The sequence below is a fragment of the Streptomyces collinus genome, assembly GCF_031348265.1.
GTDB lineage: Bacteria > Actinomycetota > Actinomycetes > Streptomycetales > Streptomycetaceae > Streptomyces > Streptomyces collinus.
The window spans coordinates 8,035,559-8,061,762 of the sequence record NZ_CP133771.1; the positions used below are offsets into that span (position 1 = coordinate 8,035,559).

At 71.6% G+C, this 26,204-nt stretch carries 24 protein-coding genes and 4 pseudogenes; 15 read left to right on the forward strand and 13 right to left on the reverse strand.

Annotation, left to right across the window (positions count from 1 at the left end):
- Window positions 1-5 precede the first annotated feature (5 nt).
- The gene (gene trxA, locus RFN52_RS36140; protein ID WP_062930599.1) at window positions 6-392 is read right to left on the reverse strand and encodes a thioredoxin; all 387 of its coding nucleotides are present in this window, start codon (window positions 390-392) and stop codon (window positions 6-8) included.
- 119 nt (window positions 393-511) lie between these two features.
- Here trxA and RFN52_RS36145 point away from each other — a divergent pair, with 119 nt between their 5' ends.
- Window positions 512-1,942, forward strand: coding sequence for a dihydrolipoyl dehydrogenase family protein (locus RFN52_RS36145; RefSeq protein WP_184853053.1), 1,431 nt, complete (start codon window positions 512-514; stop codon window positions 1,940-1,942).
- 45 nt (window positions 1,943-1,987) lie between these two features.
- Here RFN52_RS36145 and RFN52_RS36150 read toward each other — a convergent pair.
- Together RFN52_RS36150 and RFN52_RS36155 are read right to left on the reverse strand one after the other, a co-directional pair.
- A pseudogene (locus tag RFN52_RS36150) lies at window positions 1,988-2,515 on the reverse strand (ATP-binding cassette domain-containing protein); the annotation flags it as partial.
- 47 nt (window positions 2,516-2,562) lie between these two features.
- Window positions 2,563-3,207, reverse strand: coding sequence for a peptide deformylase (locus tag RFN52_RS36155; RefSeq protein ID WP_184853055.1), 645 nt, complete (start codon window positions 3,205-3,207; stop codon window positions 2,563-2,565).
- Between the two features lie 153 nt (window positions 3,208-3,360).
- Between RFN52_RS36155 and RFN52_RS36160 the strand changes: the two genes are divergently transcribed.
- Window positions 3,361-4,764, forward strand: a complete 1,404-nt coding sequence (locus tag RFN52_RS36160) for a PepSY-associated TM helix domain-containing protein (protein ID WP_184853057.1) — start codon at window positions 3,361-3,363, stop codon at window positions 4,762-4,764.
- A 65-nt stretch (window positions 4,765-4,829) separates the two neighbouring features.
- Here RFN52_RS36160 and RFN52_RS36165 read toward each other — a convergent pair whose 3' ends face one another.
- The 3 genes from RFN52_RS36165 to RFN52_RS36175 form a co-directional block, all read right to left on the reverse strand.
- Window positions 4,830-5,189 carry a tetratricopeptide repeat protein gene (locus tag RFN52_RS36165; RefSeq protein WP_184853059.1) on the reverse strand — a complete coding sequence of 120 codons (360 nt, stop codon included), beginning with the start codon at window positions 5,187-5,189 and terminating at the stop codon, window positions 4,830-4,832.
- Window positions 5,190-5,264: 75 nt separating this feature from the next.
- Window positions 5,265-5,711 (reverse strand): winged helix DNA-binding protein, encoded by a 447-nt coding sequence (locus RFN52_RS36170; RefSeq protein ID WP_184853061.1) that lies wholly within the window; start codon window positions 5,709-5,711, stop codon window positions 5,265-5,267.
- Window positions 5,708-6,190, reverse strand: a complete 483-nt coding sequence (locus tag RFN52_RS36175; RefSeq protein WP_184853063.1) for a MarR family winged helix-turn-helix transcriptional regulator — start codon at window positions 6,188-6,190, stop codon at window positions 5,708-5,710. Before RFN52_RS36175 ends, RFN52_RS36170 begins: the two co-directional genes overlap by 4 nt.
- A 113-nt stretch (window positions 6,191-6,303) precedes the next feature.
- Here RFN52_RS36175 and RFN52_RS36180 point away from each other — a divergent pair, with 113 nt between their 5' ends.
- Window positions 6,304-7,269 carry a pirin family protein gene (locus RFN52_RS36180; RefSeq protein ID WP_184853065.1) on the forward strand — a complete coding sequence of 322 codons (966 nt, stop codon included), beginning with the start codon at window positions 6,304-6,306 and terminating at the stop codon, window positions 7,267-7,269.
- Between the two features lie 231 nt (window positions 7,270-7,500).
- The gene (locus tag RFN52_RS36185) at window positions 7,501-7,941 is read left to right on the forward strand and encodes a hypothetical protein (RefSeq protein ID WP_184853067.1); all 441 of its coding nucleotides are present in this window, start codon (window positions 7,501-7,503) and stop codon (window positions 7,939-7,941) included.
- On the opposite strand, the gene RFN52_RS36190 is transcribed toward RFN52_RS36185, so the two are convergent.
- The 3 genes from RFN52_RS36190 to RFN52_RS36200 all read right to left on the reverse strand — a co-directional run bounded on the left by RFN52_RS36190 (window position 7,878) and on the right by RFN52_RS36200 (window position 12,821).
- Window positions 7,878-9,449, reverse strand: a complete 1,572-nt coding sequence (locus RFN52_RS36190; RefSeq protein WP_184853069.1) for an oleate hydratase — start codon at window positions 9,447-9,449, stop codon at window positions 7,878-7,880. The two genes, RFN52_RS36185 and RFN52_RS36190, sit on opposite strands and share 64 nt — an antisense overlap.
- 122 nt (window positions 9,450-9,571) lie before the next feature.
- Window positions 9,572-10,786 (reverse strand): globin domain-containing protein, encoded by a 1,215-nt coding sequence (locus RFN52_RS36195; protein ID WP_184853070.1) that lies wholly within the window; start codon window positions 10,784-10,786, stop codon window positions 9,572-9,574.
- 301 nt (window positions 10,787-11,087) lie between these two features.
- Complete coding sequence (locus RFN52_RS36200; protein WP_184853072.1) at window positions 11,088-12,821, reverse strand: SulP family inorganic anion transporter; 1,734 nt, start codon at window positions 12,819-12,821, stop codon at window positions 11,088-11,090.
- A gap of 184 nt (window positions 12,822-13,005) precedes the next feature.
- On the opposite strand from RFN52_RS36200, the gene RFN52_RS36205 reads away from it, so the two are divergent.
- Entirely contained in the window at window positions 13,006-13,863 is an 858-nt protein-coding gene (locus tag RFN52_RS36205) for a universal stress protein (protein ID WP_184853074.1), read from the forward strand.
- A 54-nt stretch (window positions 13,864-13,917) separates the two neighbouring features.
- Window positions 13,918-14,732: pseudogene (locus RFN52_RS36210) on the forward strand (universal stress protein); the annotation flags it as partial.
- Here RFN52_RS36210 and RFN52_RS36215 read toward each other — a convergent pair.
- The 3 genes and pseudogenes from RFN52_RS36215 to RFN52_RS36225 form a co-directional block, all read right to left on the reverse strand.
- Window positions 14,732-15,085: pseudogene (locus RFN52_RS36215) on the reverse strand (polyphosphate kinase 2 family protein); the annotation flags it as partial. The pseudogenes RFN52_RS36210 and RFN52_RS36215 sit on opposite strands and share 1 nt — an antisense overlap.
- Before the next feature lie 44 nt (window positions 15,086-15,129).
- Window positions 15,130-15,804, reverse strand: coding sequence for a CBS domain-containing protein (locus RFN52_RS36220; protein ID WP_184854165.1), 675 nt, complete (start codon window positions 15,802-15,804; stop codon window positions 15,130-15,132).
- A 43-nt stretch (window positions 15,805-15,847) separates the two neighbouring features.
- Window positions 15,848-16,312 (reverse strand): cyclic nucleotide-binding domain-containing protein, encoded by a 465-nt coding sequence (locus RFN52_RS36225; RefSeq protein ID WP_184853075.1) that lies wholly within the window; start codon window positions 16,310-16,312, stop codon window positions 15,848-15,850.
- A 401-nt stretch (window positions 16,313-16,713) separates the two neighbouring features.
- Here RFN52_RS36225 and RFN52_RS36230 point away from each other — a divergent pair, with 401 nt between their 5' ends.
- Complete coding sequence (locus RFN52_RS36230; RefSeq protein WP_184853077.1) at window positions 16,714-17,637, forward strand: carbamate kinase; 924 nt, start codon at window positions 16,714-16,716, stop codon at window positions 17,635-17,637.
- Window positions 17,638-17,861: 224 nt separating this feature from the next.
- On the opposite strand, the gene RFN52_RS36235 is transcribed toward RFN52_RS36230, so the two are convergent.
- On the reverse strand, window positions 17,862-18,278 hold the full coding sequence (locus RFN52_RS36235; RefSeq protein ID WP_184853079.1) for a pyridoxamine 5'-phosphate oxidase family protein: 417 nt from the start codon (window positions 18,276-18,278) through the stop codon (window positions 17,862-17,864).
- 176 nt (window positions 18,279-18,454) lie between these two features.
- On the opposite strand from RFN52_RS36235, the gene RFN52_RS36240 reads away from it, so the two are divergent.
- From RFN52_RS36240 to RFN52_RS36275, 8 genes and pseudogenes are all read left to right on the forward strand, one after another.
- Window positions 18,455-18,655 carry a respiratory nitrate reductase subunit gamma gene (locus tag RFN52_RS36240; protein WP_184853081.1) on the forward strand — a complete coding sequence of 67 codons (201 nt, stop codon included), beginning with the start codon at window positions 18,455-18,457 and terminating at the stop codon, window positions 18,653-18,655.
- Window positions 18,656-18,894: 239 nt separating this feature from the next.
- Window positions 18,895-19,335, forward strand: coding sequence for a pyridoxamine 5'-phosphate oxidase family protein (locus RFN52_RS36245; RefSeq protein ID WP_184853083.1), 441 nt, complete (start codon window positions 18,895-18,897; stop codon window positions 19,333-19,335).
- 201 nt (window positions 19,336-19,536) lie between these two features.
- Entirely contained in the window at window positions 19,537-20,229 is a 693-nt protein-coding gene (locus RFN52_RS36250) for a response regulator (protein ID WP_184853084.1), read from the forward strand.
- Window positions 20,230-20,413: 184 nt separating this feature from the next.
- Window positions 20,414-21,442: a type I glyceraldehyde-3-phosphate dehydrogenase gene (gene gap, locus RFN52_RS36255; RefSeq protein WP_184853086.1), complete on the forward strand. Its 1,029-nt coding sequence runs from the start codon at window positions 20,414-20,416 to the stop codon at window positions 21,440-21,442.
- 119 nt (window positions 21,443-21,561) lie between these two features.
- A complete protein-coding gene (locus RFN52_RS36260) occupies window positions 21,562-23,304 on the forward strand; it encodes a sensor histidine kinase (RefSeq protein ID WP_184853088.1) in 1,743 nt (580 codons plus the stop codon).
- Between the two features lie 189 nt (window positions 23,305-23,493).
- Window positions 23,494-24,132, forward strand: a pseudogene (locus RFN52_RS40270) (pyridoxamine 5'-phosphate oxidase family protein); the annotation flags it as partial.
- A 372-nt stretch (window positions 24,133-24,504) separates the two neighbouring features.
- Window positions 24,505-25,134 (forward strand): DoxX family membrane protein, encoded by a 630-nt coding sequence (locus RFN52_RS36270; RefSeq protein WP_184854166.1) that lies wholly within the window; start codon window positions 24,505-24,507, stop codon window positions 25,132-25,134.
- Window positions 25,135-25,289: 155 nt separating this feature from the next.
- The gene (locus RFN52_RS36275) at window positions 25,290-26,195 is read left to right on the forward strand and encodes a universal stress protein (RefSeq protein WP_184853089.1); all 906 of its coding nucleotides are present in this window, start codon (window positions 25,290-25,292) and stop codon (window positions 26,193-26,195) included.
- Window positions 26,196-26,204 lie beyond the last annotated feature (9 nt).

Here is a 26,204-nt window from a genome sequence, read left to right on the forward strand (position 1 = left end):
GTGCGCTAGCCCGCCTGCTGGCCTTCCTGGGCCTGCTGCTCGGCGATCGACTTGCGCACCTCGTCCATGTCGAGGTTGCGGGCCTGCCCGATGACGTCCGTCAGGGCGGCCTCGGGCAGGGCGCCGGGCTGGGCGAACACGGCCACCTGGTCACGGACGATCATCAGCGTGGGGATGGACTGGATACCGAAGGCCGCGGCCAACTCGGGCTGCGCCTCGGTGTCCACCTTGCCGAACACCAGGTCCGGGTTCTCCCCGGCTGCCTTCTCGTACACCGGGGCGAACTGCTTGCACGGCCCGCACCAGTCGGCCCAGAAGTCGATCAGGACGAACTCGTTGTCCGTGACCGTCTGGTCGAAGTTCTCCTTGGTGAGCTCCACGGTGCTGCTCATGGCGTAAATCCCTCTTCCTGGTGTGGGGTCAAGCCGTCGGCACAACACGGCCGACCGGACACGTATTCCGCGCCCCTACCCATGTGGCCAGGGCGCACACCACCCACCAGACTGACCCCATGACGGAAACGGAAACCAACGCGTACGACGTCGTGGTGCTCGGGGCCGGGCCCGTGGGGGAGAACGTCGCCGACCGCACCCGCGCCGCCGGACTGACCACCGCGGTCGTGGAGAGCGAACTCGTCGGCGGCGAGTGCTCCTACTGGGCGTGCATGCCCAGCAAGGCCCTGCTGCGGCCGGTCATCGCCCGCGCGGACGCCCGCCGCGTGCCGGGCCTGCGCCAGTCCGTGCAGGGCCCCCTCGACGCGTCGGCGGTCCTCGCCCACCGGGACTACTACACCTCGAACTGGAAGGACGACGGCCAGGTCGGCTGGCTCGACTCCATCGGCGCAGACCTCCACCGCGGCCACGGCCGTCTCACGGGGCCGCGCACGGTGACGGTCACCGGCCCCGACGGCGGCGAGCGCGTCCTGACCGCCCGGCACGCCGTCGCCGTCTGCACCGGCAGCCGCGCCGCCCTGCCCGGCCTGCCCGGGCTCGACGCCGTCAAGCCGTGGACCAGCCGGGAGGCCACCAGCTCCCGGACCGTGCCCGGCCGGCTGATCGTGATCGGCGGCGGCGTGGTCGCGACCGAGATGGCCACCGTCTGGCAGGCCCTCGGCTCGCAGGTCACCCTGCTGGTCCGCGGCAAGGGCCTGCTCCCCAGGATGGAGCCCTTCGCCGGGGAACTGATCGCCGATGCGCTCAAGGAGGCCGGAGCCGACGTCCGTACGGGCACCTCGGTGAAGTCGGTGACCCGGGAGAACGAGACGGTCGTGGCCGTCACCGGCACGGGCGAGCGCATCGAGGCCGACGAGATCCTCTTCGCCACCGGCCGCGCCCCGCGCACCGACGACATCGGCCTGGAGTCCATCGGCCTCGACCCCGGCTCCTGGCTCCCGGTCGACGACAGCCTCCGCGTGACCGGCCACGACTGGCTGTACGCGGTCGGCGACGTGAACCACCGCGCCCTCCTCACCCACCAGGGCAAGTACCAGGCCCGCATCGCGGGCGCCGCCATCGCCGCGCGGGCCACCGGGGAGACCCTCCTGGCGGAGCCCTGGGGCGCCCACGCCGCGACCGCCGACCACACGGCCGTCCCGCAGGTGGTCTTCACCGACCCCGAGGCGGCGGCCGTGGGCCTGTCCCTGGCCGAGGCGAAAGAGGCGGGGCACCGCGTGAGGGCCGTCGACGTGGACCTGTCCACCGTCTCCGGGGCCGGCCTGTACGCCGACGGCTACCAGGGCCGCGCCCGCATGGTCGTCGACATCGAGGACGAGATCCTGCGCGGCGTCACCTTCGTGGGTCCCGGCGTCGGCGAACTCATCCACTCCGCGACCATCGCGGTCGCCGGCCAGGTCCCGGTCAGCCGCCTGTGGCACGCCGTCCCGTCGTACCCGACGATCAGCGAGGTGTGGCTGCGGCTGCTGGAGGCGTACCGGGACGCGTGACCCGCGGTCCGCCGGGCCCGGGGTGAGGCAGGGGCGACGGATCCGCTACGCGTGCGCGGGCACCACCAGCGCACGATGGGCGTCGTCCCAGTCGTCCCACAGGTCCTGCTCCGCCTCCGGCAGGAGCAGCACCCGGTCCGGGCGCAGCGCGTCGACGGCGCCCGCGTCGTGCGTGACCATGACGGTCGTGCCCGGGTAGGTGCCCACGCCGGACAGGACGTCGACGCGCTTGCCGGTGTCGCCGCCGGTGAACAAGACCTCACCGTCGGTGAGGTGCGGGGCGGCACCGGCCAGGTGCTCGCGGACCGTCGACTCCGGGTCCAGGGTGTCGTGTTCCTGCGCGAAGTAACCCAGGCGCGGACCGTGCCCGTGGACCACCCGGCCGCCGTCGGGCGAGTCCTGCCCGGCGAGGAGGCGCAGCAGAGTGGTCTTCCCGGCGCCGCTGGGACCGAGCACGACCACCCGGCTGCCCCGGTCGACGGCCAGGTCGACACCCCGCAGGACGTGCCGGCCGTGGCCGCCGTAAGACCTGGTGAGGCTCACCGCGCCGAGCGGGATCCGGCCGCAGGGCGAGGCACCGCGACGGACGCCTCCGGATGTCGGCCGGACGGATCTGCTCGCTACGGCAGTTCGAAGCCCAGTGCCCGCGCCGCCTCCTCCGGCGTGGGCTGGGCCCAGCGCTCCGCCATCGCCTGGTTGGACGACAGCGAACGCGACTCGGCGCGGTCCAGGTACAGGACGCCGTCGAGGTGGTCCGTCTCGTGCTGCACGATCCGGGCCGGCCAGCCGGAGAACACCTCGTCCAGAGCCCGCCCGTGCTCGTCCTGCCCGGTCAGCCGCACCTCGGCGGGCCGTGCCACCACCGCCTGCCAGCCGGGCACGCTCAGGCAGCCCTCGAAGAACGCGGCCCGCCTGGCACCGACGGGCTCGTAGGAGGGATTGACCAGGACGCGGAACGGCTGCGGTACCCGCCCGCGCACGCGGCGCACCTCCTCCGGCACCGGCGCCGGATCCTCGATCACGGCGATCCGGAGCTCCACACCCACCTGCGGCGCCGCCAGACCGACTCCGGGCGCCGCACGCATGGTGATCCGCAGGGCCTCGACGAACCGGGCCAGCAGGGCGGGCTCCAGCTGGCCGTCGAACGGCTCGGCACCGCGCCGCAGCACCGGGTCACCGGCCGCGACGATGGTCAACGGCAGCCCCTCGTCGAGGAGTTGCCCGACCCGTTCGGCCAGGGGTGCGCGATCGTCCGGAGTTCCCATCGCCTCAGGATGGCACGGCACCCCCCACCCCCGCGTGATGCACGTCACATGGGGTCTCCGGGAACTGAACGCCCCGCCGCCCCGACTACTGCACCGCGACGGCCACCGCCGACACGCAACGGCCCAGAAGACACCACCCGGAGAAGCCCGCCGATGACCACCGCTCCCTCGACCACCACGGACGAGGCCCCCCAACCAGCCGCCCCGGCCCAGTCGAAGAGCAACTGGGCACCGCTGCGCCCGCTGATCCTCCGCCTGCACTTCTATGCCGGGGTGCTGGTGGCGCCGTTCCTTCTCGTCGCCGCCGTCACCGGCCTGCTGTACGCCGGTTCCTTCCAGGCCGAGAAGCTCGTGTACGACCACGAGATGACCGTCCCCGCCGGGGAGCGGAAACTGCCGATCAGCGAACAGGTGGCCGCCGCCCGCAAGGCCCACCCCGAGGGCACGATCTCGGCCGTACGCCCCTCGCCGGAGGCCGACGCGACGACCAGGGTGATGCTGTCCGGCGTCCCGGGCGTGGGCGAGGGCCACACGCTCGCCGTTTTCGTCGACCCGTACACCGCGAAGGTGCGCGGCTCCCTCGAACAGTACGGCTCGACCGGCGCCCTGCCGTTGCGCACCTGGATCGACGAGTTCCACCGGGACCTGCACCTGGGGGAGACGGGGCGGCTGTACAGCGAGCTGGCGGCCAGCTGGCTGGGGATCATCTCGGCGGCCGGACTGGTGCTGTGGTTCTCCCGGCGCCGCGCCCTGCGCAAGGTGCGGGGCACCAAGGGGCGGCGGCGCACCCTCGGACTGCACGGCAGTGTCGGCGTGTGGGCGGCGGCCGGGTTCTTCTTCCTCTCGGCGACCGGTCTGACCTGGTCGGCGTACGCAGGGGCCCACATCGACGAGCTGCGGACCTCACTGGGCCAGGCCACCCCGTCGGTGTCGGCCGCGGCCGGCGGCGAGCACGGCGGCCACGACTCCGCCGCCGGGCAGGCGGGCGACGCCGCGCACGGCGTGGGCCTGGACAAGGTCCTGGCGGCGGCGCGGGCCGAAGGGCTGGGCGACCCGGTGGAGATCGTGCCGCCCGCCGACGCGAACTCGGCGTACGTCGTCAAGCAGGTGCAGCGCAGCTGGCCCACGAAGCAGGACGCCGTCGCGATCGACCCGGCCGGCGGCGAGGTCGCCGACGTGCTGCGCTTCGAGGACCACCCGGTGCTCGCGAAGCTCACCCGCTGGGGCATCGACCTGCACACCGGCGTCCTCTTCGGCCTGGCCAACCAGATCGCCCTGATGCTGCTCGCGCTGTCCCTGATCCTGCTGATCGTCTGGGGCTACCGCATGTGGTGGCAGCGCGGCCGCGGCAGCGCCTTCGGCCGGCCGATCCCGCGCGGCGCCTGGCAGCATGTCCCGCCGCAGATCCTGGTACCGCTGCTCGCGGGCATCGCCGTCCTCGGGTACTTCCTTCCCCTGTTCGGCATCCCGCTGGCCGCGTTCCTCGCCGTCGACATCCTGCTGGGGGAGATCGCCCACCGGCGGGGGCGGCGGTCGTACGGAACGCCGGCCGGGTAGCGGCACCCCCGGCGCACGGATGCCCGGCTCCTCACGGAGCCGGGCACCTTCGGGTACGGCCCGGGTCAGCGCTCCTCGAAGTCACCCGCGAGCGCCGAGGCGATCCGCAGGTGCGACTCCGCCTCCTCGTTCCGGTTCTGCCGCTGGAGGGTGCGGCCGAGCATCAGCCGGGCGTAGTGCTCCACGGGGTCCCGCTCGATGATCGTCCGCAACTCGCCCTCGGCGCGGTGCAGTTGGGCGGAGTGGTAGTAGGAGCGCGCCAGGAGCAGCCGGGGCCCGGTCTGCTCGGGCACCTCCTCGACCAGCCCGACCAGGACGCGCGCGGCGGCGGCGTAGTCCTTGGCGTCGAAGAACAGCTGCGCGCGCTCCCAGCGCTCGGCCGGGGTTCCGTGGGCGTAGTACGTGGTGTCCTGCGTGGTGTTCACTCGGGGCCTCCTTCGAGGCCGACAACCGAGCCCGCCCGTCCGGTATTCCGCCGACGGGTGTCAGGGGGAGAGGCCTCAGCGGGTCAGGGCGGCCAGTTCGGTGCCGGCCCGCCCGGTGATCAGCGTGAGTACGCGGCCCGTGACGGCCAGATCCTCCGCCGGTATGCCGTCGTAGATCCGCGCGGTGACGGGTGCCGTCTCGCCGGAGGTCGTGGCGTACAGCTCGCGCCCGGCATCCGTGATCCGTACCTCCGCCTCTCCGGCCGGGGCCAGCAGCCGGGCGGCGATCAGCTCGTCGAGCACGCCGTGCACCTGCCCGGCGTCGGTCTTCAGCGCTTCGGTGACACCGTCGACGAGCTGCTCGCGCCCGACCGGGCCGTCGGCGATCGCGGCGAGGCGGAGCGTGACGGACTGCTCGAAGGTCATGCCGTGCCGGTCCAGCACGTGCTGGAGGAGGGCGCGGCCGGCGTAGTGGGCCAAGGCGATGACACGGGGATCGACGAGGGGCGTGGTGGTGGTCATGACTGCTCCGTCTCGTTCTCGCTGAAGGGTTCAAGAGGTGCGTCGAGCAGGGCCGTCAGCTCGCGCGCGAACTCCCGTGTGCGCGCGCTGTCGAGGCCGCCGAGCGGGCCGAGGAGCTGCTGGAGGAGTCCGTGGACGACCTCGATCGCCCGCCGGGTGACCTCGCGGCCCTGCTCGGTGAGGGCGAGCTGCACCGCGCGCGGGTCGCGCGGGTCCCGGGTGCGCTCCAGGAGCCCGGCGCTCTCCAGGGCCCGGGCCAGTTTCGACACGTAGAGCGGCTCCAGTCCGGTGTGGTCGGCGAGGCGGCGCTGGCTGGGCCGCTCGCCGGAGCGCTGCATGCCGTACAGCGAGGCGACCAGTGAGTACTGCGCGTGGGTGAGGCCCAGCGGGGCCACCGCACGGTCGACCGCGACCCGCCATTTCATCGACAGCCGCCACACCAGGAAGCCGGGCGTCGCGCCTTCGGTACCGTTGCTCATAGCGAATACAGTACATGGCTACTATGTACATGGCTGCTATTTTTCGGAACGCCTGCGGCGCGGCCCGATCGTGACGCTGACGCACGCCCTCGCGCCGGACTAGGTTGTGCGCCATGAGCAATCTTGAGCGCGAGGCGGCCCCCTCCCTGTGCGGTGGCCGTGGCTTCGTGGTGGCGGAGCCGGTGCGTGAACTCCTCAGCCCCCGCCGGGTGAAGCTGGGTGAGTCCAGCGAGGTCCGCCGGCTGCTGCCCAACCTCGGCCGCCGGATGATCGGCGCCTGGTGCTTCGTCGACCACTACGGTCCCGACGACATCGCCGACGAGCCCGGTATGCAGGTGCCGCCCCACCCCCACATGGGTCTGCAGACCGTGAGCTGGCTGCACGAGGGAGAGGTGCTGCACCGCGACTCCACCGGCAGCCTCCAGACGATCCGCCCGCGCGAACTCGGCCTGATGACCTCCGGCCGCGCCATCAGTCACTCGGAGGAGAGCCCGCGCTCGCACGCCCGCTTCCTGCACGGCGCGCAGCTCTGGGTCGCGCTCCCCGACAGCCACCGCCACACCGAGCCGCGCTTCGAGCACCACGCCGGTCTGCCGGTCGTCACCGCACCCGGCCTCACGGCCACGCTGATCCTCGGCGACCTCGACGGCGCGACCTCACCCGGCACGGCGTACACCCCGATCGTCGGCGCCGACCTCGCCCTGACCCGGGGCGCGGACGTACGCCTCCCCCTGGAGCCGGACTTCGAGTACGCCGTCCTGTCCATGTCCGGCGAGGCCCATGTCGACGGCGTTCCCGTCCTCCCCGGCTCCATGCTCTACCTCGGCTGCGGCCGCGGCGAACTGCCCCTGCGGGCGGAGTCGGACGCGAATCTGATGCTCCTGGGCGGCGAGCCGTTCGAGGAGGAACTGATCATGTTCTGGAACTGGATCGGACGGTCGCAGGAGGAGATCGAGCAGGCGCGGCGGGACTGGATGGAAGGCTCCCGGTTCGGGGAGGTGAAGGGCTACGACGGTGCCCCGCTGCCCGCTCCGGAATTGCCGCCGGTGGCGTTGAAGCCGCGGGGGAGGGTGCGCTGACCTGCGGAAACGCTGGTAGTGGTAGAAGGCACGCGGCAGGCGATCGCCGATATCCGCCGAAAGCGTCCATCCCGACCGAGGTAGTCACGGCGTACGTGGCCGTTCTGGGACTGCTGCACGTACTGGCTGGCGGTTCCCACGCCCGCCAGTGGCTGGCTTTCTGGATCTTCCTCGTGCTCGCCCCGTTCGAGGTCTGGGCCGCGATGGCCTGCTGGGCGGACCAATCTGGCGGTGGCACTGCTGGACCGGTTCACGGACCCGCTGGACAGCGCCCGACGCGCGCTCGCCGAGTGCGAGGCGGCGCTGCGCCACCGGTCGCGTGAACGCGACGCGGTCGACTACGCGTTCACCCTGGCCAACAAGGGACTCGCGCACAGTCGTCTGGCCGCGTCCGACGAGTCGCACATGTCCCAGGCCGAACAGGCCTACGGCCAAGCCCTGGACGCCCTCCCGCCCGACGCCCATCCGGCCCTGCTCGGGCGTATCCACTACAACCTCACCGGCGCGCTGCTCGAAGCCGCCGACCGCCGCCCGGAGGCGCGGGACGAGTACCTGGAGCGGGCCGAAGCATCCGCGCGGGGGCCACGGCTCCCTGGTCGCGCTCCCGGTCACCGGCGGTGCATGGTTTCCAGAGCGGCGGCCAGTACGTGGGCATCGTGGTGGCCCTTGTAGACCGCGGGCGGTTTTCTGTCGAGGCCGAGGAGCTGGGCCACGGCTGTCCAGGCGGTGCGTACGGAGTACTCGACGGTGAAGACCACGTCGTCGGGCACCTCGGCGAACTGGCCGATGAAGGCGAGGTTGACCGAGCCCTCGGGTACGGCCATAGGACGGTCGTCGCGGCGGCGGGCCAGGAACTGGCTGGTGATGTACGGCATCAGGCACGGCACGACGGTGGAGTTCTCCAGCACACGTGCCGCCACCCCATCGTCGAAGGGCAGGTGGTGCAGGACCTCTTCGAGGATCTCCCGGCCGGAGCACATGGTCATCGGCTTGGGCGTGTGGTTGCCGGCGCGGCCGGGGCGCAGGCCGTAGCCCCACCAGACGGAGACGTCCTCGGGCTGGTCGCGGTACACGGGCTGGAGGCCCGCGGCGATGGTGAGTAGCCAGTTGGAGTCGGTGAACGTCATCAGCCCGCCCCGGCCGGTCTCCCGGCCGCTGAACTCCGCGAGCGCGTCCAGGAAGGCGGGGTCCTTGGTGGTGACGGTGAACGACTCCCAGCGGGACTCCTTGACGTGCTTGTCGAAGGCGTCGGGATTGCCGAAGTCGTCGCGGCCCCTGGCCAGCCGGTGCCAGAGCAGCCAGGCGTCCGAGCTCCGGGGAGGGGGCGGCGGAGCGGCGAAGTGGGAGCCGAGGCTGGTCGAGTCGGTCATGGAGCCGTTGGTCACCAGGACCAGGTCCCCGGGCGCCACGTCGATCTGTTCGTCACGGCCGTCCCGGGTCAAGTAGATGCGCTTGACTGTCGTCGACCGGTGCCCCGGCGCGAAGCCGAGGTCGGTGACGTGGCAGTGGGGGTGGACGGTGACGCCTCGTTCGTGGAGCCAGGTGGTCAGGGGGCGCACGATGGAGTCGTACTGGTTGTAGCGGGTGTGGTGGATGCCGGACAGGGTGGAGAACTCGGAGGCGAGGTGGATGAACCGCCTGAGGTAGCGGCGGAACTCGATGGCGCTGTGCCAGGGCTGGAAGGCGAACGTGGTGCACCACAGGAACCAGAAGTTCGTGGTGAAGAAGTGCTCGGTGAAGCAGTCGGTGATCCGCTTGCCGTCCAGGTGTCCCTCGGGTGTCACCAGGCAGCGGACCAGGTCCAGGCGGTCGCGCTCGGAGAAACCCATCGAGCTTACGTCGACGATCTTTCCGTCGCCGTCCACGAGCCGTGCGACGTCGTCCCAGGCGAAGTCCTCGTGCCCGGCGAGGATCTCCTGCGTCACGGATACCGAGGGGTCGTCGAGCGAGGGGATGCCGGACAACAGGTCGTACGTGCAGCGGTACTCGGCCTCGAACATCCGCCCGCCGCGCATGGTGTAGCCGGCGTCGGCCGTGCCGCCCGCGTTCAGGCTGCCGCCGATGTTCCGCTGCTCCTCGAAGAGGTGGATGTCCGCTCCGTCGAATCCGCCGTCGCGGATCAGGAACGTGGCCGCGGCGAGTGCCGCCATGCCGCTGCCCACCAGGTATGCCTTCGCCATCACACAACTCCTCGTTCTGGCCCGTTGTTCGGGAACCGCACGGTGTCAGCGTTTCCCGTGCCTGCGTGCGCCGTCGGTGGGCTGTTGGTCACTCGCCTGGTCCGGACGGCCCCATCAGTCGTTCAGGCCGCCGGGCCGGGCAGCCACAGGTCGGGGCCGAAGACCTCGTAGCGGATGCTGCGCGCCGGGACGCCCGCGGCCAGCAACTGGCCGCGCACCTCCCGCATGAAAGGCAGCGGCCCGCACAGGAACACCGTGCCGCCGTCGGGCAGTTCGATGCCGTCGAGGTTCATCAGCCCCTCGCGCGTGTCCGGTTCCTCCGGGCCGGGCTGTTCGTACCAGAAGACCGCGCAGGCACCCGGAAGTTGCCCGACCAGCTCCCCCGTCTCGGTGCGCAGGGCATGGCCGGCGGGGGAGCGGTCGGCGTGCAGCACCAGCACCGGCCGGGTCGAGCCCAGGGCGGCGAGATGCGCCAGGATGCTGGTCATGGGGGTGCCGCCGATGCCCGCTGAGACCAGGACGACCGGGCTGGTGGCGTCGGCCGGGTCGTCGAGGAAGACATCCCCCAAGGGAGCCGACAGCGTCAGTTCGTCCCCCTCGCGTACCTGGTCGTGCAGCAGGTTGGAGACCTCGCCGTCCGGCGCGCCGGACGTGCCTGCGACCCGCTTGACGGTGATGCGCCGCAGGTCCCCGCCCGGGTCGGACGACAGGCTGTACTGGCGCAGTTGGTGCACCCCGTCGGCCATCAGCACCCGTACGCTCACGTACTGACCCGCCCGCGCCTGCGGTGCCGGCTGCCCGTCGGAGGGGCGGAGCAGGAAGGACACCACGTCGTCGGTTTCGCTGCGGCGCTCGACGACCGTCCACTGCCGCCAGATGTGCCCGGGCTCGACGCCCGCCTCCTGGTAGAGGCGGGCCTCCTGGGCGATCAGGGCGCCGGCCATCAGCCAGTACACCTCGTCCCACGCGGCCGCCACCTCGGGGGTGACCGCGTCGCCGAGTACCTCGGCTATCGCGCCGAACAGGTACTTGTGCACGATCGTGTACTGGTCCTCGGTGACCCCCACCGCGGCGTGCTTGTGCGCGATACGGCTCAGCAGGGCGTCGGGCCGGACGTCCGGTTGCTCCAGCAACCTGGTCGCGAAGGCGGCGATCGAACCGGCCAGGGCGCGGCGCTGGGCACCGCTTGCCTGGTTGCCACGGTTGAACATCCCGTCGAGGAGCTCCGGCCGGTCGCGGAACATGGCGCCGTAGAAGCGGGTGGTGATCTCGTCGAGGGCTCCGGCCACGGCGGGCAGGGTGGCGCGTACCACGGCGGCGGATTCTGCGGACAGCATGAAGACTCCCAGGCAAGCGGGGTGAGGTGGGATGGGCGCCGTAACGAAGGGGCGACCGTCTTCTGTGTAGCAGGCACCGGACCGCATTCGGCGGTACTGGGCGAAGAGGGGCCGAATGGCCCCATCGATTCAGGCACGGTTGCCCCACGAGTCCCGCCGGGACCGGGCCGGATGGACTGGGGACGACCTCCTGTCGGCCCTGTCCGCTGCCGAGTCGGGCGCGGTCAGCTGCGTCCTACGACGACGGCGTTCGCGGGCACTCCGCAAGCAGTGGGTGGCTGCACAAGGAACGCTGGGCGGCCTACTGGTCGCGGCGACACTCCCGGTACGCGGCTACGGCCGTCGGCAGGGTGGGGAAGATCCGCTCGGGGCCGACGGTGTCCGCGAGGCCGTACGCCGTCAGGTCGTCCAGCAGGTCCTGCTTGACGCGGGCGAGGGCGAAGACGATGCCGCGGTCGGTGAGTTCGCGGCGGAGTGCGTCGACGGCGTCCAGGGCGGTGATGTCCACCTCGACGTTGGCCTCGGTGTTGAGGACGAACCATCGGACCGGGCCGGTCTGTTCGTTGACCGCGGCCAGGGCCCGGCGGCGGAAGTCCTCCGCGTTGGCGAAGAACAGCGGGGAGTCGTAGCGGTAGACCAGCAGGCCGGGGATGCTGCGGGCCTTGGGGTAGTCGTCGATGTCGTGCATGCCGGCGACTCCGGGGACCAGTCCCAGGACGGCGTCGTGCGGCCGGGCGACCCTGGCGAGCAGCTCGGCCACGGACAGGCCTATGGCGACCAGTACCCCGTACAGGATGTCCAGGGCGAGGACCCCGGTGAGGCAGCCGAGTGCCAGCAGCAGTTCCCGACGGCGGAAGGACGCCAGTCTCCGGAAGCCCGCCAGGTCGATCATGCGGACGGCCGCGTAGACCACAAGGGCACCCAGTACGGCCTTCGGGGTGCGGGACAGCAGCGGACTGAGGAAGAGCAGTACCGCCAGGACGGCCGCGGCGGCGACGAGCGAGTACGCCTGGCTGCGGGCGCCTGCCGAGGAGGCGAGCGCGGTGCGGCTGGCGCTGCTGCTGACCGGGAAGCCGTGCACCATGCCCGCCCCGACGTTGACGGCACCCATGGCCAGGAACTCCTGGTTGGTGTCCAGCGTGTCCGTGTCCGTGTCCGTGCTCTGGTCCCGGTCGGCGAAGGCGCGCGCGGTGAGGATGAAGTCGGTGTAGCCGACGAGGAGGACGCCCAGCGCGGGCACTACCAAGTGCGGCAGCTCGGTCAGGTCCGGCACGGCGAGCCCGGGCAGTCCGGCCGGGACGTCACCGATCACCTTGATGCCGTGCCGGTCGTCGAGCCCGAGTGCTGCCACGGCCGCGGTACCCAGTACCACTACCAGCAGGGGGCCGGGGACGGCGCGGACGTACCGGGCGACGGCGAAGAGGAACGCCAGCGCGACGGAGGCGAAGACGACCGTGGCGGGATGGGCGTCCGCCAGGCTCCGGACGAAGGACCACAGCTGCGGGAAGAACGTGGAACCCGCCGTGTCGACGCCGGTCAGCTTGGGCAGTTGATCCACCATCATGATCAGCGCCACGCCGGTCAGGTACCCGATGAGCACCGGCCGGGACAGCAGATCCGCGAGGAAGCCGAGCCGCATCGCCCAGGCCAGCACGCACAGAAGTCCCACCGCGATCGCGAGCGTGGCCGCCAGCGTCGCGTACTGGGCCGGATCTCCGGCGGCGAGCGGACCGACCACCGTCGCCGTCATCAGCGCGGTCGTCGACTCCGGGCCGACCGAGAGCAGGCGGGAGGACCCGAGCAGGGCGTACAGGACAAGCGCGGGCAGGATCGCCCACAGTCCGGCGACCGGCGGCAGCCCGGCCACGCCCGCGTAGGCCATTACCTGGGGCACGAGGTACGCGGCCACCGTCACCCCGGCCACGACGTCGCCCCTCAGCCACGAGCGCCGGTAGCCGAGGAGGGTGCCGAGCCCGGGCATCGGACGGCGCCACCCCTGCCGTCGCGGAGCCCGGTCTCCCGAACTGCGGGACATGATCCTCCTTCTGACGAGTGGCCTTAAGGATCCAGTGGCCAACGGACCGCGCGAAGAGGCCTGTCGGCCCACTCCGTGCCGCCGCCCCCAGGGCCTACTGGCCCCGGCTCGGGACCTGCGGCCCCTGCACCACCTGTCCCCGCGCCACCACGCTGGAGTCGAATCCCCGACGAGGAGGCAGAACATGATCCGCAGTGTCGTCGTAGGTCTCGATGGCTCGGCTGAGAGCCGTGCCGCGGCAGAGTGGGCGGCCCGCGAGGCGAAGCGGCGCTTCCTGCCGCTCAGACTCGTCCACGTGTGGGAGCCGGTTCCCGCGCCCATCGCCCTGGCGCAGTTCCTCGGCGGCGAGACTCAGCAGCGGTGGAGCGAGCGTGTGCCGCGCGAGGTGGTCGAGGACCTCAAGGTGCGTCACTCCGGACTGGACGTGTCGCTGGAACAGGTCTCCGGCCGGCCCGCCGAGGTGCTGACTGAGGCCGCGAAGGACGCCGAGCTGCTTGTCCTCGGCTCCCGAGGGCTGAGCGGCATCGGAGGATTCCTCGTCGGCTCCGTGGGCCAGGCCGTCCTGGCGCACACCGAGCAGCCTGTGGTTCTGGTCCGTGCCGGCGAGAAGGCCACCGGCGGGCCTGTCGTCCTCGGGCTCGACACCGACCACCCCGACGACACGCTGCTCTCCTTCGCCTTCGAGGCGGCCGCCCGCCGCGTCACACCGCTGCGGGTCGTCCACGTCTGGAACCCGCCGCCGTACTTCGCCTACGGTCTGCCCGCCGACCCCGAACTCGACGCCGCGCTGGGCAAGCAGGACGCTGCCACGCTGACCGAGGTGCTGCACCACTGGAAGGAGAAGTACCCGGCCGTCGAGGTCATCGAGGAGTCCCGTCCCGGCAGTCCCGCCGTCCACCTGGTCGGCGCCTCCCGCGACGCGTCCCTGGTCGTCGTCGGCCGCCGGGCCCGCCGCAGCCCGCTCGGCGCCCACATCGGCTCCGTCACGCACGCCGTGCTGCACCACGCCACCGCGCCCGTCGCCGTCGTCGCGCACGACTGACGCACCCGAGACCCTTCAGGAGAAGCCACCATGAACGAGGTGCACCACGGCACCATGGAACTCCTTCTGGTCGTGGGCGTGGACGGATCCGAGCCGAGTCTGCGGGCCGTCGACTGGGCGGCGGACGAGGCTGCCCTGCGCGGGGTGCCGCTGCGGCTGGTGCATGCCTCGCTGTTGGAGCGGTACGAAGGTGCCGCGCCGGCCGAGGACCTCGGCGAGCCGTCCGGGCCGGTGCTCGCCGACGGCATCGTCGACGGCGCCGCCCGGCGGGCGAGCACCCGGAAACCGGATCTGAAGGTGTCCACCGAGGTACTGCCCGAGGAACCGGAGTACGCACTGGTGCGGGAGGGGGCCCACGCCTCCGCCCTCGTCCTGGGGTCCCGGGGCGCGGCGGTATCGCCGAGTTCCTGCTCGGTTCCGTCAGCCTGGCCGTGGCCGCCTGTGCCGCCTGCCCGGTGATCGTGCTGCGCGGCCGCCATGACAAGCGGGTACAGCCGGTGACGCGCGGGCGCATCCTGCTCGGCGTCGGCGAGGAGGCGCACGGTTCGGCGGCCGTGCGCTTCGCCTTCGAGGAGGCGGAACGACGTGGGGCCGTACTGGAGGCCGTACGGGCTTGGCGGTGCCCCGCGCACCAGACCGCCGACCACCCCCTCCTCGCGGGCGAGCCGGCCCGCCAGCACGAACAGGGAGCCGCCGAGACGCTGGAGGCCGCGCTGAACGAGGTGGCCGCAGAGTACCCGTCCGTGGAGGTGCACCGGCGCACCGCCGAGGGGCAGGGGCCGCCAGGCAAGGTTCTGTTGGAGGCGTCGGCCACCGCCGACCTGCTGGTCGTCGGGGCCCGGCGGCAGCAGCAGACCTTCGGACTCCAACAGAAGCCCATGACGTGCTCCACGCCCGCCCGGTTGTACCAGCTGCGGTCGAACAGCACGATCTCTCCGGCGGCGGGCAGATGCTCGGCGTACCGCTGGAAGTACCACTGGGTGCGCTCGCGCTCGGTGGGCTTCGGCAGCGCCACGATGCGGGGGACGCGGGGGTTGAGGTGCTCGGCCACCCGTTTGCTGGTGCCGCCCTTGCCGGCCGCGTCCCGTCCCTCGATGACGACGACCAGGCGGGCGCCCTCCGCGCGCACTCACTCCTGCAGCTTCACCAACTCCGTCTGCAGACGCAGCAGTTCCTTCTCGTAGGTCTTGCGCGGCAGCGTCGCAGCCTTCTCGCCGGCCATGCCGCCTCCAGCACCCGGCGATACAGGTGGACCCGGACAGCACGCTACTGCAGCGTGCCCCTGGCCGCTGCGGGCGCGTGCTCGGAGAGGTCGAACTCCACGTCCACGACCCCCTCGACGGCACGGATCAGGCGGGCAGCCACCGGGACCAGCGAGGTGTCCCGCATACGGCCGCCGAGCTTCACGACTCCCTCCCGCACCGCCACGCGTACGGCCGATGCCGGCGCGGGGAAGAGGTACGACACCACTTCCCGCCGGACCTCCTCGGCGATGTCCTCGTCGTCGCGCAGGAACACCTTCAGCAGGTCGGCGCGGCTCACGATGCCCTGCAGCATGCCCAGCTCGTCGACGACCGGCAGCCGCTTGACCCTGGCGCGCGCAAGGGTCCGCGCGGCCTGGGCAAGCGTCGTGTCGGCCTGGACGGTGAGGGCGGGAGAGGACATCAGCTCCCCGGCGGTCACCGCTCCGGCCTTCGCGAGATCGGACAGGCGCCGGAGCTGGGTGCGCCGGTCGGGGTCGCTGTCGCGGAACTCCTCCTTGGGCAGCAGGTCGGCCTCGGACACGACCCCGACGACGCGGCCTTCACCCTCCAGAACGGGCAGGGCGCTGACCTTCCAGTCGTGCATCATCCGCACGATCTCCTTGAAGGTGGCATTACGGCCGATGGCGGCGACGGTGTGGGTCATCACGTCGCTGACGATGTGCGGGCTGCCGTGCATCATCCCTCCCTGGTAGCTGTCGTGCTCCGAGTCGTGGGCGCGGTCACAGGAGGCTGCCGCTGCCGTAGGGGGCGTACAGGTCGAGCAGCCGCGTGCGGGCCGAGCGCAGGCGGTGGGCGAGGACACCGCCCACCCACTGGGCGACGCTCGCGCCGAGCGCGGGGTCGTCCTGGCACATCGAGCGGATCGTCGGGGCGTCGAACTCGTAGGCGCGTACCGGGCTGGTGGCCTCGGCGCCCAGGTGCCAGGCGTGCGGGGCGAACAGCCAGGACCAGCCGATGAGTTCGTTGGGCCGGAGGGTCTCGATGACGGCGGCGCGGCGGCCGGGGACCCGCATGTCGAGGTCGACCGAACCGGTGCGGATGATCCAGAACCGGTCGGCGCGGCCTCCTTCCTCGAAGAGGCGGGTGCCCTGGGGGAAGGACACCTCCCGGGCGAAACGCATCAGCCGCTGCCGGTGCTCGGCGGGGAGTCCCTGCAGCATGGTGGCCGTGGCGGGAGCGTTCATGGAGTGCCTCCAGTCAGGGCGTACGAGAACCTGCCATGCCCAGCGTGTCCCCGTGCCCGGTGCCGGGCCATGGGCCACCCGGCCCCATGACCGGGCCGCCCGGTACCTCGTCCGGGCCCTTCGGCACCCTGTGCCCGGACGGGCCCGGAGGTTTCATGGATCCGAGAGCCAACCCGACGGAAACGGAAGGGGATGGGCATGGTGGATACGTCACTGCCCCCGGAGTTCTGGAGGCGGTTCGCCGTCCTCCTGGCGATGTCCACCGCGGTCGGCTTCGTGCTCAGCGCCGCGCGCGACGCGCTCGTCCTGCGGGCACAGCGCCGCCGGCCCGCACTGCCCGCCACGAACCCGAAGCACCAGCCTCCTTCACCTTCTCGTGGCTCCTCTGGAGGACTCAAGCCATGCGCATCGTCATCGCCCTCGGCGGCAACGCCCTGCTGCGCCGGGGTGACCGCCCCGACGCCGCGGTACAGCAGTCGAACATCGACCGGGTGACCACCGCCGTCGCCGCTCTCGCTCTCGAACACGAGATCGTGATCACCCATGGCAACGAGCCGCAGATCGGCCTGCTCGCCATGGAGAGCGCGGCCGACCCGGTCCTGACCACCCCCTATCCGCTGGACCTGCTGGGTGCCCAGACCCAGGGGCTGATCGGCTCACTGCTGGTCCGGGCCCTGCGCGACACGCTGGCCGGCCACAAGGTCGCCGCACTCGTCACCCACACGTTGGTACGGGCCGACGACCCGGCCTTCGCACGACCCGCACAGCGCGTCGGCCCGGTGTACCCCCGGGACGTCGCCCGCACCCTCGCGCGAAGGCACGGATGGCACATCGCCAAGGACGCCACCGGGTGGCGCCAGGTCGTCGCCTCACCCATGCCCGAGGGCATCGTCGAGACGGAGACCATCCACGACCTGCTCACCTGCGGAGCGCTCGTCATCTGCGCCGGCGGCGGAGGCGTACCCGTCACCGCCGACAGCGACACCGGCGCACTGCACGGAGTGGACGCGGTCGTCGACAAGGACCTCACCGCCGCGCTGCTCGCCGAGGAACTCAAGGCCGACTTCCTGCTCATCCTCACCGACGTCCCGTGCGTCTACACCGGCTACGGCACCCGTGACCCGCAGCCCGTCCTCGACGCCACGCCCGACGACCTGCGCCGCGCAGGTTTCCCCGCCGACTCCATGGGCCCCAAGACGGAGGCCGCCGCCCGGTTCGTCGAACGCACCGGGGGACTGGCCGCGATCGGTGCCCTGGACGCGGCGTACGAGATCCTCTACGGGAGATCGGGAACGCTGGTGCGCCCCGATCTGGTCGTGGGCTGAGATGCAGCCGAAAGGCGTCGGGCCGATGGTGGGGGAGGGCACCGTGCCATGGCCCTGCCCGGCCCTGCCCATGGGGCGAGGAGGCGAGCCGTCATGCCCAGCAGCGTGCTGGTCGCCCATGGAACAACGAACGGATCGACGGCGCGGATCGCCGAGCCGTCGCCGAGGTCCTGCGCAGGGGCGGGCTGCCGCCGGCCCTTTTGGCTCAAGCCGTGATCACTTGCTCACAGGCCCGGCGGGCGAAGCTCCCGGCCGGTGACCATCTGGGATTCGATCCGCACGAACGCGGCCCCTGCCAGGGGCATCCAGGACGCGGGGCCGTCCCGGGACAGCCGCTCGTGCTCCGCGGGGTCGGTCACCACGGTGGCCCGTCCGGTGACGACCACGCTCCAGCCGGACCGGGTTGCCGCGTCGAACTCGTCCGCCTCGAAGGCGACGACGACGCCGTCGATGGCGCCTACGAGGTCCGAGTCCGGCGAGGTGCACAGCAGGACAGAGCTGTCCGTGTCCAGGGAGAAGTTGACGGGGAGGACCGCGGGCAATGCCTGCCTGGTATAGACCACGCGGCCGACCGGCACCTTGGCGAGCAGGCGCAGGCTTTCCTGCCGGTCGAGTGCGCGAAAGGCGTCGTTCTGGTACATCAGTCCATCGTCCCCGCGGCCGTCGTGTGGGGGTAGGGCCGACCGGCCCTACCCCCACACGACGCGAGGAAGGCCGATCGCAGCCGTCGTTCCGCGGGTGCGCATGCAGACAAGGCGGTACGCGGAGGAGTGTGGTGCCGCTCCATCTTCTACCTTCAGCCCGGTCCGGCCCTGTGATGACCAAAGCCCCGGTGCTCTTCCAACTCCACGCGATCAGCGCCCTCCTGCTGTTCGCGGCCCGGCCGTTCACCCGGCTCGTGCGCATGCTCACCGCACCGCTCGGCTGCCTCACCCGCCCCTACATCGTCTACCGCAGTCGCGACGCCCGACTCGGCGCCCGTTCCCCGCGCCGTGGTGGGGACCGCGTGGGGTCATGAACAGCCGGGCTCAGAATCCGGTCCGTGGTAGGGGGGCGGATCTGTCGGTTCCTGTCCGGCGGCGTGAAGCCCCCGACGGGACGCGCACCCGCTCCCGGACGTGCGGGCCCGTCGATCGCGGTGTGACACGGGTCGTTCTCCGGTACGGCCGGGACCGATGGCCCCTCATTCCCGGTCCGCATCCGGCTCAGGATGGGCTGACGCAGAACCGTGTACCAAGCGAGAGACGGGGCCGGCTGATGTACACCAACGACGGTTTCCACGAACTCGGACGGCAGGAGTGCCTTCGGCGGCTGGCCAAGGTGCCCGTCGGCCGCATCGTCTACACGCGCCAGGCCCTGCCCGCCGTCTTGCCGGTGAACTTCGGTCTGGACGGCGAAGGCGCGGTGGTGCTGCGCGCTTCCGCGGCCTCGGAACTCGTCCGCGCGATCGACGGCGCGGTCGTCGCCTTCGAGGTCGACGACGTCGACGCGGTCCGGCACTCCGGCTGGAGCGTCATCGTCACCGGCACCGCCGTCGTGGTGACCGACCCCGCCGAGCACGAACGCCTGGCCCGCACCGTTTCGGCCTCCTGGGCACCCTCACCGCAGGGAGTCTTCGTCCGTATCGAGCCCGAACTGGTCACCGGGCGCGAGCTCGTCGGCGGACGCACCCTGTACGGGGTGGACCTCAATGCCTGAGCCACTCTCTCCGGATTGCATCGCCGCGATCCAGCGCGCCGCACAACCTGCACGACGCCGCCGGCGGTGGTAGCAAATCCACCAGGTGGGGAATCCGGAGAGCGGAATCCGGTAATCAGGGACCACTGGCCCTGGCCTCCAGTCCCTCGGACGGGGAAGGATTCCCGTGGAAACAGAAGAGGACATCACAAGGAGTAACCGATGGCGGACAGTGAGCAGGCCGGCACCGGAGGTCCCATCAGGGTCTTCCTCCTGGACGATCACGAGGTCGTTCGGCGCGGTGTGCACGACTTGCTGAACGACGAGCCGGACATCACGGTGGTCGGCGAAGCCGCCACGGTCGAGCAGGCCCTGGTGCGCGTCCCCGCGCTGCGCCCCGATGTCGCGGTCCTCGACGTCCGCCTGCCCGACGGCGACGGCGTGACCGTGTGCCGTGAACTGCGCTCGAGCATGCCCCAGCTGGCCTGTCTGATGCTGACCTCGTTCGACGACGAGGAGGCCCTGCTGGACTCGATCATGGCAGGTGCGTCGGGGTACGTCCTGAAGCAGATCCAGGGCTCGGACCTGGTCTCGGCGGTGCGCACCGTGGCCGGCGGCCAGTCGCTGCTGGACCCGAGCGCCACGACCAAGCTGATGGCAAGGCTGCGGGGAGGTCAGAAGCAGGAGGAAGAGCCGGACGCCCTGCCGGGGCTGACCGAGCGGGAGCGGGAGATCCTGGCCCTGATCGGTGAGGGCCTGACCAATCGGCAGATCGGCCAGCGGCTGTATCTGGCGGAGAAGACGGTGAAGAACCACATCTCCCGCCTGCTGGCCAAGCTGGGCGTGGAGCGTCGTATCCAGGCCGCGGTCATCGCCACTCAGGCGCAGGACCGGCTGCGCGGCGAGGGACGCTGAGGCGGAGCCGGGAGAGCGGCGAGGCGCTGCCGACGCCTCCCGCCCCGGCCCGCCGCCGCGCAGGGCCGAACGGCCCCCGGTTCACCCCCCTTGGGCCCAAGCACCGCCCTACCCGCCGGCGGAAGGCTGATATCGCGCCCGGACGACACCGGGTATCGCCAACCCGTCGGGGAGGACGAGGGACATGACCGTACGCGTGGGCATCAACGGCTTCGGCCGCATCGGACGCAGCTATCTGCGCTGCGCACTGGAGCGCGCGGAGAATCCTGCCGGCACTTCCATCGAGGTGGTGGCGGTCAACGATCTCACCTCGCCGGAGGCGCTGGCCCATCTGCTGGCGTACGACTCGACCTATGGGCGCCTCGGTCGCGTCGTCGAGCACGACGCCAGTTCGCTGACCGTCGACGGCCACCGCGTGGCCGTCACCGCGGAGCGCGACCCCGGCGCCCTTGCCTGGGGCGACTTCGGCGTGGACGTCGTCATCGAGTCCACCGGCCGCTTCCGCACGCGCGAGCAGGCCGGCCTGCATCTGGAGGCGGGAGCGCGCAAGGTGCTGCTGTCGGTTCCGGGGAAGGGCGTCGACGCCACTGTGGTGATGGGCGTCAATGAAGGAACGTACGACCCGGACCTGCATCACGTGGTTTCCAACGCTTCCTGCACGACCAACTGCGTGGCCCCGATGGTGAAGGTGCTGGACGAGCACTTCGGCCTCGTCAAGGGGCTGATGACCACCATCCACGGCTACACCAACGACCAGGTGGTCCTCGACGGTCCGCACAAGGACCCGCGCCGGGGCCGCAGCGCCGCTGTCAACATCATCCCCACCAGCACCGGTGCGGCCCGCGCGGTCGGCCTCGTCCTGCCGGAACTGTCCGGCACCCTGGACGGCATCGCCGTACGCGTCCCCGTCGAGGACGGGTCGCTGACCGACCTGAGCGTGGTGCTCGACCGGCCGGTGACCGCCGACGAGGTCAACGTGGCCTTCCGGGAGGCCGCCGACGGGCCGCTGAAGGGCATCCTGCGCGTGTCCGACGCGCCGATCGTCTCCCGCGACGTCGTGGGAGACCCCGCCTCGTGCGTCCTGGACGCCCCGCTGACCCAGGCCCACGGCGACCTGGTGAAGGTCTTCGGCTGGTACGACAACGAGTGGGGGTACACCAACCGCCTGCTCGACCTCACGGAGTACGTCGCCGCGAGGTTGCCGCGCACCTGACCGGGGCGGGCGTGCTCGCTCCTGGCAGGGCTGATCTCGTGTCCTCCTCGCGCGCCGACCGCTACCGTGGCAGATGAGCGGACGGCGGTCGGCTCTGCGCGGACGGTTGGAGGATCACGTTGTCACGCTCCGAGGAGGCTCGGAAGGCCCAGGTACGGCTGCCCCAGCTCAGACTGGACGAGCTGCTGGAGGAGTTGCAGGCCCGCATCGACGCGGCCCGGGGAACCCAGGACCGGGTGCACAGTCTGCTGGAAGCGGTGCTGTCGGTCGGCCGGGAACTGGACCTGGAGCAGGCGCTGTACAGCATCGTGGAGGCCGCGACGGCACTGGTGGACGCGCAGTACGGCGCACTCGGCGTGATCGGCCCGGACGGCAAGCGGCTGTCGGCCTTCCACACGGTCGGCGTCAGTGAGGACCAGATCGCTCGCATCGGGAACTACCCGGAGGGTCACGGCATCCTGGGCGAGCTCATCCGCCACCCCGAGCCGCTGCGCCTGCCGAAGCTCTCCGAGCATCCGGCCTCCTATGGTTTCCCGCCGCACCATCCCCCGATGAACACGTTCCTGGGCGTTCCCATCCGGGTCCGGGACCAGGTGTTCGGCAACCTGTACCTGACCGAGAAGCGGGGCGGGACCGATTTCGACGAGGAGGACGAGGCCGTCCTGTCCACCCTCGCCGTGGCCGCCGGCGTCGCCATCGACAACGCCCGTCTGTACGAGGAATCCCGGCTGCGTGAACGGTGGCTGCAAGCGAACGCGGAGATCACCCACAGTCTGATGTCCGGCGGCGACCAGGCGGAGGTACTGCGGCTGATCGCCGAGCGAGCGCGCGACATCACCGGCGCCGCACTCGCCGTGGTCGCGGTGCCGATGAAAGACACCGACACGCTCACCGTGGAGCTGGCCATCGGCCGGCAGGCGGAGGCCCACCGAGGGCTGGTGCTGCCCGTCGAGGGAAGCCTCATCGGGCGGGCCTTCGCCGACGTGGTACCGGTGACCAGCCCGGACGTCTCCCAGGACGACCGGATCTCGGCCGGGCCGCCGCGTTTTTCCGGCCTGGGGCCGGCCGTCGCCGTGCCCGTGGGGACGGGGGACGGCGTACGCGGGGTCGTGCTGCTGGTGCGTGAGGCGGGCGCGAATGAGTTCACCCAGAAGGAGATGGAGCCGCTGCAGGGCTTCGCCGCGCAGGCCGCGGTCGCCATGGAACTCGCCGAACGCCGTAAGGACGCCGAACAGATCGCTGTTCTCGAAGATCGCGACCGGATCGCCCGGGACCTGCACGACCTGGCCATCCAGCGGCTGTTCGCCACCGGGATGACCCTGCAGAGCGCCGGCCGCCTCATCGAGCACGCGCAGGCCTCGGAGCGCGTGCTGCGGGCTGTTGACGACCTCGATGAAACCATCAAGATCATTCGGTCGACGATCTTCGGCCTGCGCACGCGCGACGACGACGCGGCCCCCAGCCTGCGGGCCCGAGCGGTACGCGTGGTCGGTGAGGCCGCTCCCGTCCTGGGCTTCGCGCCCAGCGTGCGCATGGAGGGACTGCTCGACACCCATGTCCCGAAGGAGACCGCCGACCACATCGTGGCCGTGCTGTCCGAGTCCCTCACCAATATCGCCCGTCACGCGCACGCCGACCGCGCCGAGGTGGTGTTGGAGACCGATGGCAACGAGGTAAGCCTCACGGTCACCGACAGCGGTGTGGGCGTACCCGAGGAGGGCCGCCGCAGCGGCCTCGCCAACATGGCCGAGCGAGCCAGGAAGCTCGGCGGGGACATGGAACTCGCCGACCGGGACGGCGGCGGAACGCGACTGGTGTGGCACGCCCCGGTGAGGGAAGGACAGGGCCCCTCGGAAGGGTGATCATGGCGAGGCACCAGGTGCTGCCTCCGCGCGGAAGGACGCCGGGACGCCACCCAGGGGTGCGGGACCCGGCCCGGCGTGATCCTGGAAAGGCGAGCCAAGAGCGGACCCACCGAGGGAAACGGAGGCTGCAGCGTCAGGCGGGACGACGGACCCGAGCACGCGAGCCGTCCCCGCAGCGCCGCGACAAGACCCGGGGACGTGGGGCGGCGCGTGGCGGCCGCCGTCGGCGACAGGGTCTCAGCCGGGAGGAAACGGCTCGCCGCGCCCACATGGCGCCGGAGTACCTCGCCTGCCTGGAGGAACATCCTTCGGATCCCAGTCCGGCGACGCTGCCGCGACTGGCCGACGCCCTCGGCACCCGTCTCGTCGAACCGCGGGGCGGTGACCAGGATCTGCCACCAGGGCAGGGACACGCCCTCCTGCACCCCCGCCTGAGGGAACTCAGCCAGGAGGAGTACCGCACCTTGCTGCCCACACACGGAGTGGGCGCGTTTCTGTGACCACACCTGATGGCCCGGCCATGCTCCCGGTCTACTACGAGGTGGTCGACGACGCCCTTGTCTTCCGCACCTCGCCGGACGCGGCTCCCGCCGTGGCCGTCGGCACGGAGGTCGCCTTCGAGGTGGACCACATCGACGATGCGATGAGCCAGGGCTGGAGCGTTCTCGCGGTCGGCCGGGCCGAGGCCGTCAGAGACCCCGACGAGGTGCGCCGACTGGACACGCGGGCCCATACCGATCCGGGCCGGGGGAAGGACGCACATTGTGGGTGATGATCCGGCCCGTCCGCGTGACAAGGCGTCGCATCACGCCGGCGGACCGGTGAGCGGATCACCCGGCCTTCAGCGCCTCGCGGGCCGTGCAGAGCGGCCAGGCGGGCCCGACGGGGCGGGCCGCGGGCGACACACCCACGGCTGAGAGCTGCGTGTCCTGAACCCGGTGGCGGCTCTCCGCCGCGCAGGGCCACGCCCAGCACCAGGCACAGCTGTCCGGTTCGCGGCACAAGTGCGGCGGAGCCGGACAGCCGGCCCGCCGCCTTGGGACCCGTCGGGTTGGTCATATCGCGCCGAACGGCCCCCCGGCCCAGGGCCGTTCAGCCCGCCGCCGTGGACCTTCGGCCTCCGGCGCGGACCGGCGCCGCCCAGGACAGTGAACGGTGTCAGGCACCAACCGGACCATCCCCGAAGGGATCACCGTCATGGCCGTGCACGATCACTCACACCGCAGTGCGGGTCTCCACTTGCCGTCGTTCCGCAGGAACCCGACGTCCACCGCACCCGGGTCCGCCGTGTCGGCACGCGACGACACGCACACCGCGCGGGCCTACGTCTTCGGTTCGGTGCGCCTCCTCATGGGCTTCGTCTTCCTGTGGGCCTTCCTGGACAAGACGTTCGGATTTGGTTACGCCACCCCGTCCGGCAAGGGCTGGATCGACGGCGGATCGCCGACGAAGGGGTTCCTCGGCTCCCTGTCCGTCGGGCCGATGGAGTCGACGTTCCACGAGTGGGCCGGCGCGGCCTGGGCGGACTGGCTGTTCATGCTCGGCCTGCTGGGCATCGGCCTGGCACTGGTCGCGGGGATCGGACTGCGCCTGGCCGCGGTGGCGGGGACCGTGATGATGGCGCTGATGTGGGTCGCGGAGTGGCCACCGGCCCAGCACCTCTCGGACGGTTCGCCGAGCATGTCGACGAACCCCTTCGCCGACTACCACCTCGTCTACGCCGCCGTCCTGATCGCCCTGGCTGCCGTCTCCGCGGGCGACACCCTTGGGGCCGGCCGGCTCTGGGCCAGGCTCCCGTTCGTCCGCGACAACGGCTGGCTGCGCTGAACGCGGGGATGCGGTGGGCTCGCCACCGGGCCCACCGCCCGGGCAGTGGGAGGGACGGTCGGGTCCCGGTCCGGGACCAGTGGCCCCTGCACTGCCCGCCGCCCGCGCACGACCCTCGAATCGGATCCCTTGCTCCACTTCTGGAGGTTGAGAGCATGTCCCGCACGATCACCGTAGGTCTCGACGGCTCGTCCGAGAGCCGGGCCGCCGCCGAGTGGGCGGCCAGGGAAGCGAAGCTACGCGGGCTGGCGCTCAAGCTCGTCCATGTCTGGCAGCCGGTGCCGGAGCCCATGGCCCAGGCACCGCTCCTCGGTGCCGAGACCCACCAGCACTGGACCGAGCGGATCCCGCGCGAAGCGGCCGCGGGTCTGCGGTTGCGGCACCCGGGCGTCGAGGTGAGCACGGAGCAGTGCTCCGGCCACGCCGCCGAGGCGCTGTGCTCGGCGGCGAAGGAGTCCGCGTTGCTGGTCCTGGGGTCACGCGGCATGAGCGGGGTAGGCGGGTTCCTGGTCGGCTCTGTCGGCCAGGCGGTCCTGGCGCACGCCGAGCTGCCGGTCGTCCTGGTGCGCGCGGGAGAGCAGGCCGCAGACGAGCACGAGATGGACCCCACCGGCATTCCGTCGGCGGCGGCCCCTTACCGGCCCGTCGTGCTCGGCATGGACACAGGCCGGCCCGATGAGGGACTGATCGAGTTCGCCTTGGACGCGGCGGCGCGCCGCGCCACGTCCCTGCGGGTCGTCCACGGTTGGAACCCGCCGCCCTACTACGCCTACGGCCTGTCCGCCGACCCCGGCTTCCACGAGACGCTCGCCCGGAGCGAGGCCACCGACCTGGCGGAGGTGCTGCGCCCCTGGCGGCAAAAGTACCCGGACGTCGAGGTTCTGGAGGAGTCCCGCTACGGCAGCCCGGCCCTGCACCTGATCGACGCCTCCCGCACGGCATCCCTCGTCGTCGTCGGCCGCCGGGTCCGCCGCAACCCGTTCGGTGCCCACATCGGCCCCGTCACGCACGCCGTCCTGCACCACGCCACCGCGCCCGTCGCCGTCGTCCCGCACGACTGAGCATCCTGA